The sequence below is a fragment of the Streptomyces tropicalis genome, assembly GCF_029269835.1.
GTDB lineage: Bacteria > Actinomycetota > Actinomycetes > Streptomycetales > Streptomycetaceae > Streptomyces > Streptomyces tropicalis.
Window position 1 is genome coordinate 73,900 of the sequence record NZ_JARJBB010000018.1, and the last position, 13,224, is coordinate 87,123.

At 75.1% G+C, this 13,224-nt stretch carries 14 protein-coding genes and 1 pseudogene; 11 read left to right on the top strand and 4 right to left on the bottom strand.

From position 1 onward, the window contains the following. The first annotated feature begins 18 nt into the window (after window positions 1-18). From P3H78_RS26405 to P3H78_RS26415, 3 genes are read left to right on the top strand one after another with little or no spacing between them, the layout of a single operon-like run. On the top strand, window positions 19-1,212 hold the full coding sequence (locus tag P3H78_RS26405; RefSeq protein ID WP_276111664.1) for an ABC transporter substrate-binding protein: 1,194 nt from the start codon (window positions 19-21) through the stop codon (window positions 1,210-1,212). A 3-nt stretch (window positions 1,213-1,215) separates the two neighbouring features. Further along, entirely contained in the window at window positions 1,216-2,115 is a 900-nt protein-coding gene (locus P3H78_RS26410; protein ID WP_276111665.1) for an ABC transporter permease, read from the top strand. A gap of 15 nt (window positions 2,116-2,130) precedes the next feature. After that, window positions 2,131-2,946 (top strand): ABC transporter permease, encoded by an 816-nt coding sequence (locus tag P3H78_RS26415; RefSeq protein ID WP_276111666.1) that lies wholly within the window; start codon window positions 2,131-2,133, stop codon window positions 2,944-2,946. Between the two features lie 39 nt (window positions 2,947-2,985). Here P3H78_RS26415 and P3H78_RS26420 read toward each other — a convergent pair whose 3' ends face one another. Then, window positions 2,986-3,402, bottom strand: coding sequence for an MmyB family transcriptional regulator (locus P3H78_RS26420; RefSeq protein WP_276111707.1), 417 nt, complete (start codon window positions 3,400-3,402; stop codon window positions 2,986-2,988). Between P3H78_RS26420 and P3H78_RS26425 the strand changes: the two genes are divergently transcribed. The 8 genes from P3H78_RS26425 to P3H78_RS26460 all read left to right on the top strand — a co-directional run bounded on the left by P3H78_RS26425 (window position 3,402) and on the right by P3H78_RS26460 (window position 9,824). Next, window positions 3,402-3,701 carry a hypothetical protein gene (locus P3H78_RS26425; RefSeq protein WP_276111710.1) on the top strand — a complete coding sequence of 100 codons (300 nt, stop codon included), beginning with the start codon at window positions 3,402-3,404 and terminating at the stop codon, window positions 3,699-3,701. The genes P3H78_RS26420 and P3H78_RS26425 overlap by 1 nt on opposite strands. After that, on the top strand, window positions 3,698-4,255 hold the full coding sequence (locus P3H78_RS26430) for a GNAT family N-acetyltransferase (RefSeq protein WP_276111667.1): 558 nt from the start codon (window positions 3,698-3,700) through the stop codon (window positions 4,253-4,255). The genes P3H78_RS26425 and P3H78_RS26430 overlap by 4 nt, the downstream gene beginning before the upstream one ends. Before the next feature lie 102 nt (window positions 4,256-4,357). Further along, on the top strand, window positions 4,358-5,545 hold the full coding sequence (locus P3H78_RS26435; protein WP_276111668.1) for an NAD(P)/FAD-dependent oxidoreductase: 1,188 nt from the start codon (window positions 4,358-4,360) through the stop codon (window positions 5,543-5,545). Next, window positions 5,542-5,850 (top strand): (2Fe-2S)-binding protein, encoded by a 309-nt coding sequence (locus P3H78_RS26440; RefSeq protein ID WP_276111669.1) that lies wholly within the window; start codon window positions 5,542-5,544, stop codon window positions 5,848-5,850. The genes P3H78_RS26435 and P3H78_RS26440 overlap by 4 nt, the downstream gene beginning before the upstream one ends. Next, window positions 5,840-7,204 carry an FAD/NAD(P)-dependent oxidoreductase gene (locus tag P3H78_RS26445; protein WP_276111670.1) on the top strand — a complete coding sequence of 455 codons (1,365 nt, stop codon included), beginning with the start codon at window positions 5,840-5,842 and terminating at the stop codon, window positions 7,202-7,204. The genes P3H78_RS26440 and P3H78_RS26445 overlap by 11 nt, the downstream gene beginning before the upstream one ends. Further along, window positions 7,201-8,091, top strand: coding sequence for a dihydrodipicolinate synthase family protein (locus P3H78_RS26450; protein ID WP_276111671.1), 891 nt, complete (start codon window positions 7,201-7,203; stop codon window positions 8,089-8,091). The genes P3H78_RS26445 and P3H78_RS26450 overlap by 4 nt, the downstream gene beginning before the upstream one ends. Before the next feature lie 11 nt (window positions 8,092-8,102). Continuing rightward, window positions 8,103-9,104, top strand: coding sequence for a proline racemase family protein (locus tag P3H78_RS26455; RefSeq protein WP_276111672.1), 1,002 nt, complete (start codon window positions 8,103-8,105; stop codon window positions 9,102-9,104). Window positions 9,105-9,155: 51 nt separating this feature from the next. Continuing rightward, on the top strand, window positions 9,156-9,824 hold the full coding sequence (locus P3H78_RS26460) for a GntR family transcriptional regulator (protein ID WP_276111673.1): 669 nt from the start codon (window positions 9,156-9,158) through the stop codon (window positions 9,822-9,824). A gap of 17 nt (window positions 9,825-9,841) precedes the next feature. Here P3H78_RS26460 and P3H78_RS26465 read toward each other — a convergent pair whose 3' ends face one another. The 3 genes and pseudogenes from P3H78_RS26465 to P3H78_RS26475 form a co-directional block, all read right to left on the bottom strand. Continuing rightward, the gene (locus tag P3H78_RS26465) at window positions 9,842-10,528 is read right to left on the bottom strand and encodes an isochorismatase family protein (protein ID WP_438828044.1); all 687 of its coding nucleotides are present in this window, start codon (window positions 10,526-10,528) and stop codon (window positions 9,842-9,844) included. A 50-nt stretch (window positions 10,529-10,578) separates the two neighbouring features. After that, window positions 10,579-11,648, bottom strand: a pseudogene (locus P3H78_RS26470) (3-deoxy-7-phosphoheptulonate synthase). A 32-nt stretch (window positions 11,649-11,680) separates the two neighbouring features. Beyond that, window positions 11,681-12,982, bottom strand: coding sequence for an NAD(P)-dependent malic enzyme (locus tag P3H78_RS26475; RefSeq protein ID WP_276111674.1), 1,302 nt, complete (start codon window positions 12,980-12,982; stop codon window positions 11,681-11,683). Window positions 12,983-13,224: the final 242 nt, after the last annotated feature.

Here is a 13,224-nt window from a genome sequence, read left to right on the forward strand (position 1 = left end):
GCCCCCAGGGAGAACGTCGTGCCCCTCACCCGAACGCTCACCGCCGCGGCCGCCACCGCGCTGCTGCTCACGGCCACCGCCTGCGGATCCGGCTCGGCCGGATCCTCCGGCGGCGGGCTCAACCCGCCCCGTCTGAAGGCTCCGTCGAAGCTCGGCCGGGCCGAGGGGCAGGTCGACCTGGTCGCCTGGGCCGGCTATGTGGAGGACGGCTCCAACGACCCCAAGGCCGACTGGGTCAGCTCCTTCGAGAAGAGCACAGGTTGTCAGGTCCACTCTAAAGTGGCGGCCAGCTCCGACGAGATGGTCAAACTGATGAAGACCGGCGAGTACGACGCCGTGTCCGCCTCCGGCGACGCCTCGCTGCGCCTGATCGCCTCCGGCGACGCCGCTCCCGTGAACACCTCCCTCGTCCCCAACTACCGGGACATCTTCCCCGACCTGAAGATGCAGCCCTGGAACTCCGTCAAGGGCACCGCCTACGGCATCCCGCACGGCCGCGGCGCCAACCTCCTGATGTACAACACGGCGAAGGTCCACCCGGCACCCGACTCCTGGTCCGCCGTCTTCGACGACGCCGCCGCCCACCGGGGCCACGTCACCGCGTACGACTCGCCCATCTACATCGCCGACGCCGCCCTCTACCTCCGGGCCACCCGCCCCGAGCTGAAGATCAAGGACCCCTACGCGCTCGACCAGAAGCAGTTCGACGCCGCGGTCGCCCTGCTGAAGAAGCAGAACCGGTCCGTCGGCGAGTACTGGGGCGACTACCTCAAGGAGGTCTCCGCCTTCAAGAGCGGCGACTCCGTGGTCGGCACCACCTGGCAGGTCATCGCGAACCTCGCGGCCTCCGAGGGCGCCAAGGTCAAGGCCGTGCTCCCCAAGGAGGGGTCGACCGGCTGGTCGGACACCTGGATGGTTTCGGCCAGGGCCAAGCACCCCACCTGCGCCTACAAGTGGCTCGACTGGATCGTGTCCCCCAAGGTCAATGCCCAGGTCGCCGAGTACTTCGGCGAGGCCCCCGCCAACGCCAAGGCCTGCGCCCACACCTCCGACAAGGGCTTCTGCACCACCTACCACGCCGCCGACACCGCCTACTGGAAGCGGATCGCCTTCTGGAACACCCCCATCCAGCAGTGCCTGGACGGACGCACCGACGTCCGGTGCGTCCCGTACGCCCGGTGGGTGCAGGCCTGGACCGAGATCAAGGGCTGAACCATGACCGTCACCGCGCAGCCCGCCGGAGGGCGCCCCGAGGGCGCCCTCCGGCGGCTGGCCGGGCTGCTGCACCGCCGCCCCCGGCTCCGGCTCACCCTGCTGCTCGCGGCGCCGCTGCTGTGGCTGACCGTGCTCTACCTCGGCTCCCTGGCCGCGCTGTTCGTCTCCGCCTTCTGGACGACCGACTCCTTCACCTCCCAGGTGGTGCGGGTCTGGTCGGCCGACAACTTCCACGAGCTGTTCACCACGCCGGTCTACCGCCAGGTCGCGCTGCGCAGCGTCGGCGTGGCCCTCGCGGTCACCGCGCTGTGCGTCGTGATCGCCTTCCCGCTCGCCTTCTACACCGCCCGGATCGCCCCGCCCCGCAGGCGCCCGTTCCTGGTGGTCGGGATCCTCACGCCGCTGTGGGCGAGTTACCTGGTCAAGGTGTACGCCTGGCGGCTGATCCTGTCCCAGGGCGGGCTCGCCGACTGGCTCCTGCGCCCCCTCGGGCTCAGCGGACCCGGGTTCGGCCTGACGGCGGCGGTCCTGACCCTCACCTACCTGTGGCTGCCGTACATGGTCCTGCCCGTCCACACCGCGCTGGAGCGGCTCCCCGCCGCCCTGCTCGACGCCTCCGCCGACCTCGGCGCCGGTGCCTGGCGCACCTTCCGCTCCGTCGTGGTGCCCCTGGTGCTGCCGTCGGTCGCCGCGGGATCGGTCTTCACCTTCTCGCTCAGCCTCGGCGACTACATCACCGTGCAGATCGTGGGCGGCAAGACCCAGCTCATCGGCAACCTCGTCTACTCCGACATCGAGCTGAACCTGCCCATGGCCGCCGCGCTCGGCACGGTCCCCGTCGTCGTCATCGTGCTGTACCTGCTGGCCGTGCGCCGCACCGGCGCCCTCAGCAGCCTGTAAAGGGGGTCCCACGTCATGCAGCTGTCCCGCCGGGCCCGCGTCGCCCTGCGCGTCGCCGCCGGCCTCGGCTTCGCGGTGATCTACGTCCCGCTCCTGCTCGTCCTCGTCAACTCGCTCAACCCGGACCGCAGCGCGAGCTGGCCGCCGCCCGGCCTGACGCTGCACTGGTGGTCGGTCGCCTGGACCAACTCCGGTGCGCGGGCGGCCCTCTGGGTGTCCGTCAAGGCCGGACTGGGCGCCACCGCGGTCGCCCTGGTCCTCGGCACGCTCATCGCCTTCGCGGTGGCCCGGCACCGCTTCTTCGGCCGCGACGCCCTGTCCTTCGTCGTCGTCCTGCCGATCGCGCTGCCCGGCATCGTCACCGGCATCGCCCTCAACTCCGCCTTCCAGGCCGTCCTCCAGCCGCTCGGCATCGGCCTCGGCCTGTTCACCGTCGTCGTCGGGCACGCCACCTTCTGCGTGGTCGTCGTCTTCAACAACGTCGCCGCCCGCCTGCGCCGCACCTCGGGCTCCTACGAGGACGCGGCGGCCGACCTCGGCGCGCACACCTTCCGCGCCTTCGCCGACGTCACCTTCCCGCTGGTGCGGTCGGCGCTGTTCGCGGGCGGGCTGCTGGCCTTCGCGCTCTCCTTCGACGAGATCGTGGTGACCACCTTCACCGCCGGCCCCGGCATCGAGACCCTCCCCGTGTGGATCTTCGGCAACATGACCCGGCCGCAGCAGGCGCCGGTGGTGAACGTCGTGGCCGCCGTCCTGGTGCTGCTCTCCGTCATCCCCGTCCACGCCGCCCAGCGCCTGTCCGCGGACACCGCGACCGGAAGCCGGGTCTGACCCCCCTGCCCGGCCCGGAGACCGGGCAAGGCAGCGGCCTCATCCCGTCGGCACGGGCACCGGTTCCGGCTGCGGCGCCGGCTCCTGCCCCGGTTCCGGGCGGGCGCCGGTGGACTCCAGCCGGAGCATCGCCGCCTCGTCCGGGGAACCGGGCACGGCCTGGTAGACCACCATCCGCCGGCCGCCCGTCGGGGCCAGCCGCATGACCTCGTACGTGGGCGTCATCGCTCCGGCCCCCGGATGCCGGAAGCACTTCTGCCCGCCACCGCGCTCACACACGTCGTACCGCTCCCACAGACGCGCGAACTGCGGTGACTTGAGCGCCAGTTCGCCGACGGGCTCGGTCAGTCCGGGGTTGTCCGGGTCGGCGCCGGCGACCGCGCGCAGATGCGCCACCGGGTGCGCGACCGTGTCCTCCCAGGGCTCGTGGAGCGTCCGGCCGCGGAGGGAACGCAGTGAGGAAGTCCCCGGCCGAGCCGGACGACGTCCCCTGGCCCACCCACGCCCACGGTCCCGCCGAGGCCGTGCCCCGACCGACCAGGGCGCTCCACGAGGGCGACGGCGAGGTGGCGGACGGGGCCCTCCGCCCGCTCGACGATCCGCCACCCTCCGGCGAGGACCGTCCGGACGGCGAACTCCGCGCTCTGGCACGATCGTCGCCGGCCCCGGACCGGCCGGCCGGACCCGGGCCCGGGCCCGCCGCAGGCACGCACGCGGTGACGCCCGTCGGACGCCCGCAGGAGGACACCCCGTGACCACCGTCGTTCCCGAGACCGTCCGCACCGCCCGGCTCACTCTGCTGCCCCTGGCGGCCGTGCACGCCGACGAGATGGCGGCGGCGCTGTCGGACCCGGCCCTGCACACCTTCGTCGGCGGGACCCCGGCCACCGCGCAGGCGCTGCGCACCCGTTACGCACGCCTGGCCGCCGGCTCGCCCGACCCCGCCGTCACGTGGTGCAACTGGGTCGTGCAGCTCCGCGCCCCGGGTTCCCCGGAAGGCACGGTCCCGGGTTCCCCGTCCGGCACGGCCGCGGGCTCCCTGACCGGCACGGTCCAGGCGACGGTCACCGGCGACGGGCTGGAGGCGGAGATCGCCTGGGTCGTGGGAACCCCCTGGCAGCGGCACGGCATCGCCACCGAAGCGGCCCGGGGACTGGTCGCCTGGCTGCGCGGACGCGGCGTGCGCACGGTCACCGCCCACATCCACCCCGGCCACACGGCGTCCGCCGCCGTGGCGACCGCCGCCGGCCTCACCCCGACCGGCCGGTGGCACGACGGCGAGGTGAGGTGGGAGCTGACGATCCGGTGATCACCGATCGTCCCGGTACGCCCTGGCCGATTCCGGTCCGTCCGGACCGTCCGGTGTTTCCGGCCTGTTCCCCGATGCTGTGGTATGTGACATAGTACCGGCGTGAGCGAGTCGCTGACCTGCGATGTCGTGGTCGTCGGTGCCGGGATGGTGGGCGCCGCGTGTGCCTTGTACGCCTCCCGGGCCGGACTGGACGTGACCGTCGTCGACCGCGGGCCGGTCGCCGGGGGCACCACCGGCGCGGGGGAGGGAAACCTCCTCGTCTCCGACAAGGAGCCCGGACCCGAGCTGGACCTCGCCCTGTACTCGCTGCGCCTGTGGCGGGAGCTGGCCGGCGAGATCGGCGACCTGGTCGAGTACGAGTCCAAGGGCGGCCTGGTCGTCGCCGCCACCCCCGCCTCCCTGGCCGCGCTCGGGGCCCTGACCGCCGCCCAGCGGCGGGCCGGGGTCACCGCGACGGAGGTCGGGGCCGACCGGCTCCCGGAGTACGAGCCGCACCTGGCCGCCGGACTCGCCGGCGCCGTGCACCATCCGCAGGACGCCCAGGTCATGCCCGCCCTCGCCGCCGCCCACGTCCTGCGCATCTCCGGCGCGCGGCTGCTGACCGGCCGTACCGTCACCGGCGTGCTGCGGGACGCGGCCGGGACCGTGCGCGGGGTGCGCACCGACCGGGGCGCCGTCCACGCCCCGTCCGTCGTCAACGCGGCCGGCGTGTGGGGCGGTGAACTGGCGGCGCACGCCGGGGTGTCCCTGCCCGTGGCGCCCCGCCGCGGCTTCGTGCTCGTCACCGAACCGCTGCCGCCGCGCATCCGGCACAAGGTCTACGCCGCCGAGTACGTCCAGGACGTCGCCGGCGGCACCGCGGCCCTGCGCACGTCGCCCGTGGTCGAGGGCACCGCTGCCGGGCCGGTGCTGATCGGCGCCAGCCGGGAACGCGTCGGCTTCGACCGGACGCCGTCCCTGCCGGCGCTGCGGGCGCTGGCGGCCGGGGCGACCCGGCTGTTCCCCTTCCTGGCCGGCGTCCGTGCCGTGCGCGCGTACGCCGGGTTCCGTCCCTACCTGCCCGACCACCTGCCCGCGATCGGCCCGGACCCCCGCGCCCCCGGCCTGCTGCACGCGTGCGGGCACGAGGGCGCGGGCATCGGGCTGTCCACCGGGACCGGGCGGCTGATCGCCCAGGTCCTCACCGGTGCGGAACCCGCCCTGGACCTGGCGCCGTTCCGGCCCGACCGCTTCCCGGCCTCCGCCCCGACGGCCCGTCCGGCGACGGAAACGGGGGAGGCGCGGTGAGCGCCCGGGAGCCGTCGGCGCGGCCCGGTCCCGGCTGCACCCGTTCCTTCACGGTCACCTTCGACGGCCGGGAGATCGAGGTACTGCCCGGCCGCACGGTCGCCGCCGCGCTGCTCGCGGCCGGGGTGACCTCCTGGCGCACCACACGGCGCGCCGGCCGCCCCCGCGGGGTCTTCTGCGGGATCGGAGTCTGCTTCGACTGCCTGGTGACCGTCAACGGCCGCCCCGGCCAGCGGGCCTGCCTGCGCCCGGCCCGCCCCGGCGACGTCATCCGCACCGAGGAGGGGACCGGACATGCGGACTGACCTGGTGGTGATCGGCGCCGGCCCGGCGGGGCTCGCCGCGGCGCTGGCCGCGGACGCGCGCGGGACGCGGGTCGCCGTCCTCGACGCGGGCCCCGCGCCGGGCGGCCAGATCCACCGGCAGCCCCCCGCGGGCGCGGACACCGCCGCCGCCACGGCGCCACCGCACGTGAGGCGCACCTGGCGGAGCCTCGCCGCCGCCCTCGCCGCCAGTACCGTGACCGTGCTGACGGAACATCATGTCTGGTGCGTGGAGCCCGGTTTCACCGTCCACGCCCTGTGCGGACCCGGCCAGGACGAACCGGTCGCAGTCCGGGCGGCCGCGGTGCTGCTGGCCACCGGGGGCTACGAGAAGGTGCTCCCCTTCCCCGGCTGGACCCTGCCCGGCGTCCTCACCGCGGGCGGGGCCCAGGCGCTGCTCAAGGGCGCGCTGACGGCACCCGGGCAGCGGGCCGTCGTCGCGGGCACCGGGCCGCTGCTGCTGCCGGTCGCCACCGCACTGGCCGCGGCCGGCACCGAGGTCGCCGCCCTCGTGGAGTCCGCGGGTCCCACGGCGCTCCTGCGGCACGGACCGGCCCTGGCAGCCAAGGCCCCCGAGGGCGCCTGGCACGCCGCCCGCCTGCTGCGCCACCGCGTCCCCGTGCTGACCCGGCACACCGTCGTCCGCGCCCACGGCTCCGCCGCCCTGACCGGGGTCACCGTCGCCGCCCTGGACCGCGCCGGACACGTCCGCCCCGGCAGCGAGCGGCTCCTGCACTGCGACACCCTCGCCGTCGGCCACGGCATGCTCCCGCACACCGACCTCGCCGGCTCCCTCGGCTGCCCCCTGGACGGCTCGGCCGTACGGGTCGACGCCGAACAGCGCACCGGCGTGCCCGGCGTGTGGGCGGCGGGCGAGGCCACCGGCGTCGGCGGCGCGGCGCTCGCCCTCGCCGAGGGCCACATCGCGGGCCGGTCCGCGGCGGCCCGCCTGCGCGGCGCCGCGCCCGACCCGGCGGGGTGGTCCGCCGCCGCCCGCGCCCGCCGGACCCTGCGAGCCGGGGCGGCCGCCCTCGACGCCGTGTTCGCCCCGCCGGCCGGCTGGGCCCGGCAGGTCACCGACGACACCGTGGTCTGCCGCTGCGAGGACGTCACCGCCGGCGCCGTGCGCGAGGCCGTCGACCGACTCGGTGCGGAAGACCTGCGCACCGTGAAGCTGCTCACCCGGGCCGGAATGGGCTGGTGCCAGGGCCGGATGTGCCACCCGGGGATCGCCGGCCTCACCGGATGCCCGCCGGTCCCGCCGCGGGCGCTGCCCGCCCGCCCCGTCCCGCTCGGCGTCCTCGCCCGGCAGGCCACCGAGGAAGGAACCGCATGAAACCCCACCGCCCCTGGCACGGCGTCCTGGTCGCCACCGCCCTGCCGCTGCGCGCCGACCTCGGCGTCGACTACGACCGCTACGCCGAGCACTGCGCCTGGCTCGTCGACCAGGGCTGCGACGGCGTCGTCCCGAACGGCTCGCTCGGCGAGTACCAGGTGCTCACCCCCGAGGAGCGCGCCCGCGTCGTCGACACCGCGGTCGCCGTCGTCGGCGGGCAGCGCGTGGTGCCGGGCGTGGCGGCCTACGGATCCGCCGAGGCGCGCCGCTGGGCCGAGCAGGCGGCCGGCGCGGGCTGCCGGGCGGTGATGCTGCTGCCGCCCAACGCCTACCGCGCCGACGAGCGCGCGGTCCTCGCCCACTACGCCGAGGTGGCGAGGGCGGGCCTGCCGGTCGTGGCCTACAACAACCCCGTCGACACCAAGGTGGACCTGGTGCCGGAACTGCTGGCGAGACTGCACGGCGAAGGGTACGTGCAGGCCGTCAAGGAGTTCTCCGGAGACGTCCGCCGTGCCTACCGGATCGCCGAACTGGCCCCGGAACTGGACCTGCTGGCCGGCGCCGACGACGTGGTGCTGGAACTGGCCCTGGCCGGCGCCCGCGGCTGGGTGGCCGGCTTCCCCAACGCCCTGCCCGGCGCCTGCGTGGAGCTGTTCCACGCGGCCGCCGACGGCGACCTGGTCACGGCACGGCACCTGTACCGGCAGCTCCACCCGCTGCTGCGCTGGGACTCGCGGACCGAGTTCGTGCAGGCCGTCAAGACGTCCATGGACGCCGTGGGCCGGTACGGGGGGCCGGTCAGGCCGCCGCGGATGCCGCTCCTGCCCGCGCAGGAGGCGGCCGTGCGCGCCGCCACCGAGAAGGCCGTCGCCGCGGGCCTCGGCTAGGCGGCCCCGGCATGCGCAGCAGACTCGTCCTGCACGCCGTCGACTCGCACACCGAGGGCATGCCCACCCGCGTGGTGACCGGCGGGATCGGCACCCTGCCCGGCGCGACCATGAACGAGCGGCGGCTGTGGTTCCGCGAACACCGCGACGACGTCAAGCGGTTGCTGATGAACGAACCGCGCGGCCACGCCGCCATGAGCGGCGCCGTCCTCCAGCCGACTACCCGGCCCGACTGCGACTGGGGCGTCGTCTACATCGAGGTCTCCGGCTACCTCCCGATGTGCGGCCACGGCACCATCGGCGTGGCGACCGTGCTCGTCGAGACCGGCATGGTCGAGGTCGTCGAACCGGTCACCACCATCCGGCTGGACACCCCGGCCGGCCCGGTGACCGCGGAGGTCGCCGTCGAGGGCGGCGCCGCCCGCGCGGTCACCCTCACGAACGTGCCGTCCTTCAGCGCCGGACTCGACCGCACCGCCACCCTGCCCGACGGGCGCACGGTGACGTACGACCTCGCCTACGGCGGGAACTTCTACGCCATCCTGCCGCTCGACCGGTTGGGCCTGCCCTTCGACCGCGCCCGCAAGGACGACATCCTCGCGGCGGGCCTGGCGCTGATGGACGCCGTGAACGCGGCGGGCGAGCCGGTGCACCCGGAGGACCCGTCCATCCGCGGCCTGCACCACGTCCACCTGTACGCGCCGGACTCCACCGCCCGCCACGCCCGGCACGCCATGGTGATCAGCCCCGGCTGGTTCGACCGCTCGCCGTGCGGCACCGGCACCAGCGCGCGGATGGCGCAACTGCACGCCCGGGGCGAACTGCCCCTGCACACCGACTTCGTGAACGAGTCCTTCATCGGCACCCGGTTCACCGGGCGGCTCCTGGGCACCACCACGGTCGCCGGGCACCCCGCGGTGCTGCCCCGCTTCACCGGCCGCGCGTGGATCACCGGAACCGCCCAGTACCTGCTGGACCCGGACGACCCCTTCCCCTCCGGGTTCGTGCTCTAGAAGCCTCCCGGCCGCCACCGACACCGTCCGCACCGAGGGAGAGGGGGCCGCATGGCACCGCAGCACAGCCGCGCCCTGCCCGCGCTGGGCAGACGGCCGAGCCTGCGGGAGCGGGTGGCGGACGCGCTGCGGGCCGCACTGGTCACCGGCGAACTCCGGCCGGGCGAGGTGTACTCCGTGCCCGGCCTGGCCGGCCGCTTCGGCGTCTCCGCGACCCCGGTGCGCGAGGCGATGCTCGACCTCGCCAAGGAGGGCCTGGTCGACACCGTCCCGAACAAGGGCTTCCGGGTCACCGCGCTCTCCGGGCGCCGACTCGACGAGTACACCCACGTCCGGTCCCTGATAGAGATCCCGACGACGGCCGCCCTCGCGGCCACCGCGGACCCGGCCCGCCTGCGCGCCCTGCGCCCCGCCGCGCAGGAGATCGTGGACTGCGCCGCCGCCGGGGACCTCGTCGCGTACATCGAGGCGGACCTGCGCTTCCATCTCGGCCTGCTGGCCCTCGCGGGCAACGAGCACCTGGTGGAGGTGGTCCGCGACCTGCGCCGCCGCTCCCGCCTGTACGGGCTCGGCGCCCTGGCCGAGCAGGGCCGGCTGACCGCCTCCGCCGAGGAGCACCTGGAGATCGTGGACGCGCTGATCGCCCGGGACGAGCAGGCCGTGCGCGAGGTGATGACCCGTCACCTCGGGCACGTCCGGGGGCTGTGGGCCGCACCGTGACGGGTGGCGGGGCCGGGTCAGGGTGCCGACAGCGACGCTCGTCGCGCCCCGTTTCCGCGACCGCCCGCGGCCCCCAGCGCCAGGAGCGTGCTCCGCGCGGTGGTGACCGACGCGCAGTTCTGGGCGGCATAGGTCAGGGCCAGACGGTGCCTGCCGAGGGAGCAGTCCGCGACCGCGTCGGCGACGAGGAACGGCTGCACGTCGTGCGAGAAGGCGTCCACCGCCGTCATCAGGACGCCCACGTGGGCGTACACCCCGCACAGGATCAGCTGGTCCCGGCCCGACGAGCGCAGCAGGTCCAGCAGCCCCGAGCGCACCAGGGCGCTGTAGCGCCACTTGGTGAACACCTGGTCGCCGGGGCGTGGAGCGAGCTCCTCCACGACCTGGCGGTCCCCGGCGTCGGCCCGCATGCCCGGACCCCAGAAGTCCTTCAGCAGGCCGCGCTGCTCGTCGTCCATGTCGCCCGGCTGCGCCGTGTACACCACCGGCACGTCCAGTTGGGCGCAGCGGTCCCTCAACAGGCGGCAGTGGTGCAGGAGTTCCGAAGCGGGGGAGCGGTCGGGGGTGAACGGGCGCAGGAAGTAGCGCTGCATGTCGTGGACGAGGAGGACGGCTCGCCCGGGGTCCGGGACCCAGGGCACCCTGCTCTCCGGCAGGTCGCGCTCGGTGGGCATGGGGTAGGGCGGGATCGGGTCGATGCTCAACGGAACCTCGCAGGGGAGCGTGCAGGGGTGGGGAGGGCCGGCGACCGGGCTCACGCGCGCCAGGCGGCGGCGACCGACAGGGCCTGGGCCGGGTTGAGACGGGGGTCGCACAGGGTGGTGTAGGGCCCGCGGAGCCCCGGGCCGGCCAGGTCCGCCGGGTCGGCGACGCACTCGGCCACCGCGTCGGGTGTCGCCTCCAGATGGAGACCGCCCGCCACACCGCCCCCCTGCCGTACCCCGGCCAGGAACTCACCGACCTCCTGCAGCACGTCCGTCATCAACCGCGTCTTGCGGCCGTCCGGCGCAGTGACGGTGTTGCCGTGCAGCGGGTCGCTCAGCCACACAGCGTCAGCAGCTCCGCGGGGGTGCACCGCGGGCCGATCTTGCAGGCGACCGGATTGACGACGTCGGCGAGGAGCCGTACATGGGCGCCTCCCGGGTTGCGGGTCCGCTCCCCGATCCACGGCCAATGGGTGGAGCTGAGGAGCAGCCTGCCGTCGTCCGAGCGGCGCAGGGACGGCAGTTCGTAGTCGAGCAGCAGGGCCTCATGGCTCGTCCAGACCACCGGATCGGGCAGCGGGGTCCAGGTGGCGCGGTGGCGGCGCAGGCGGTCCATGGCCGCGGCGGCGGCCCGGTAGCCGGTGACCAGCCGGAGCGGATCGGGCCGCCGCGCCATCGGCTCGGGCTCCGCTCCGTTGACCACCAGGCCCCGGAAGACGGGCAGTTCCCGGCCGCCCACGATCTCGGTGGGCCGCGACCGGGGCTTGGCGAACTGGCCGGCGATCCGCCCGACGCGGACGACGGGCAGCCCCGTGTTCATACGGACGACGCCGGCGAGGGCGTCCAGCAGACCGGTCTTGCGGTCGACGATCTCCGGGGTGCAGTCGGCCGGGTCCTCCGCGCAGTCGCCGGCCTGCACGACGAGCAGCCGACCCGCCGCGGCCTCGGCCAGCAGCGACCTCAACTGCCGTACCTCGTCCCAGGCGACGAGTCCGGGCAGGGCGGCGAGGTCCGCCCGCACCTTCTCCACCAGCCAGGCGTCCCCCCAGTCCGGCTGCTGGCCCGCGGGCAGGCGCCGGTAGCGGTCCAGCGCGGAGCCGGCCGGAGGCGAGCGGAACAGGTCGGGTGCGGCGAGTGTGCCGGCGGGACTGATCACGGCTGGTCCTCCGGGTGGGCGGGGGCGAGCGGGACGGGGTGCGGTTCCGGGGCGGCGCCGGCGGGTCGGGAGCCGGCACCGGCCACCGGATCGGCGTCCGGCCGGGCTTCCGGTGCGGACGCCGCCTCGGGGGCGCGTGCCGCGGCCGCCACCGCGGCGGCCACCTCCGGTGCCACCCGCGGGTCCAGGACGTCCGGGACCACCCGGTGCGCCGCCAGGTCGTCCGAGGCCAGGCCGACGATGGCGTCGGCAGCGGCCAGCATCATCCGGTCCGTGATGCGGGAGGCGCCCGCGTCGAGCGCGCCTCGGAAGATCCCGGGGCAGGCCAGGAGGTTGCTGATCTGGTTGGGGTGGTCGCTGCGGCCGGTGGCGACGACGGCCGCGTGCCGGGCCGCTGCCTCCGGTGCGATCTCCGGGGTCGGGTTCGACAGGGCGAAGACCACCGCCCCCGGCGCCATCGAGGCGATCAGCTCCTCCGGCACGGTCGCCGAGGACACCCCGACGAACACGTCGGCACCCGGCAGTACGTCGGCCAGTCCACCGCGCCGGTGCGGCGGCCCGGTCAGCTCGGCCAGCCGCTCCTTCGCCGGTGTCAGCCCCGGCCGGTCGCGGTGCACCACCCCCTGCGAGTCCAGCACGGTGACCTCGCCGGCCCCGGCGGCCGCCAGCATCCGGGCGCAGGCGCTCCCGGCGGCCCCGGCCCCGGAGACCACCACGCGCATCGCGCCCAGCGGCTTCCCCAGCAGCAGGGCCGAGCTGCGCAGCGCGGCCAGCACCACGACGGCGGTGCCGTGCTGGTCGTTGTGCATCACCGGGCAGTCCAGCGCCGCGTCGAGGGCCCTCTCCAGCTCGAAGCAGCGGGGCGCGGCCACGTCCTCCAGGTTGACCGCGCCGAAGGACGGGCGCAGCCGGGCGAGCGTCTCCACGATCTCGTCCACGTCCTGGGTGCGCAGCACCAGCGGGATGGAGTCGAGACCGCCCAGCGCCTTGAACAGCGCCGACTTGCCCTCCATCACCGGCAGGGCCGCCGCCGGCCCGACGTCGCCCAGTCCCAGCACCGCCGTGCCGTCGCTGACGACGGCCACCAGCCGATGCGCCCAGGTGTAGCGGGCGGCCAGCCGGTCGTCCTCGGCGATGGCACGGCTGACCCGGGCGACGCCCGGGGTGGAGATGACGGACAGGCTCCGGGCGTCCAGCGGGGCCCGGGGAGCGTTCGTACTCAGTTTGCCGCCCACATGGGCCTGGAATATCTCGGCCTCGGTGAGCAGTTCGGAACGGGTCCGATGGGTGACCGACACAGGCATCCCTTCCTCGGGGAGCGGGTGATCGCCCTCGACGCTAGCCGCGGCGGCCGGGCGGCGGAACTACTCGTCCGAGTGGGTGGGCCGCCCTCGGACCGCCCCGGTGCGCCGCGGCCCCGCGGACCCCCGGCAGGCCCGCACGTTCGAGTAGTTGTAGGCGGCACGGGCCCTGCGGAAGGCTCGTCGGTGTCTCCCTTCCTTTTCCCAGGCTCACCCGAATCGCCATTCCCGCTGCGGGA

Coding starts and splice junctions, on each gene's coding strand:
- P3H78_RS26410 (WP_276111665.1), top strand. CDS start 1,216: ATGACCGTCACCGCGCAGCCCGCCGGAGGGCGCCCCGAGGGCGCCCTC.
- P3H78_RS26415 (WP_276111666.1), top strand. CDS start 2,131: ATGCAGCTGTCCCGCCGGGCCCGCGTCGCCCTGCGCGTCGCCGCCGGC.
- P3H78_RS26445 (WP_276111670.1), top strand. CDS start 5,840: ATGCGGACTGACCTGGTGGTGATCGGCGCCGGCCCGGCGGGGCTCGCC.
- P3H78_RS26450 (WP_276111671.1), top strand. CDS start 7,201: ATGAAACCCCACCGCCCCTGGCACGGCGTCCTGGTCGCCACCGCCCTG.
- P3H78_RS26455 (WP_276111672.1), top strand. CDS start 8,103: ATGCGCAGCAGACTCGTCCTGCACGCCGTCGACTCGCACACCGAGGGC.
- P3H78_RS26460 (WP_276111673.1), top strand. CDS start 9,156: ATGGCACCGCAGCACAGCCGCGCCCTGCCCGCGCTGGGCAGACGGCCG.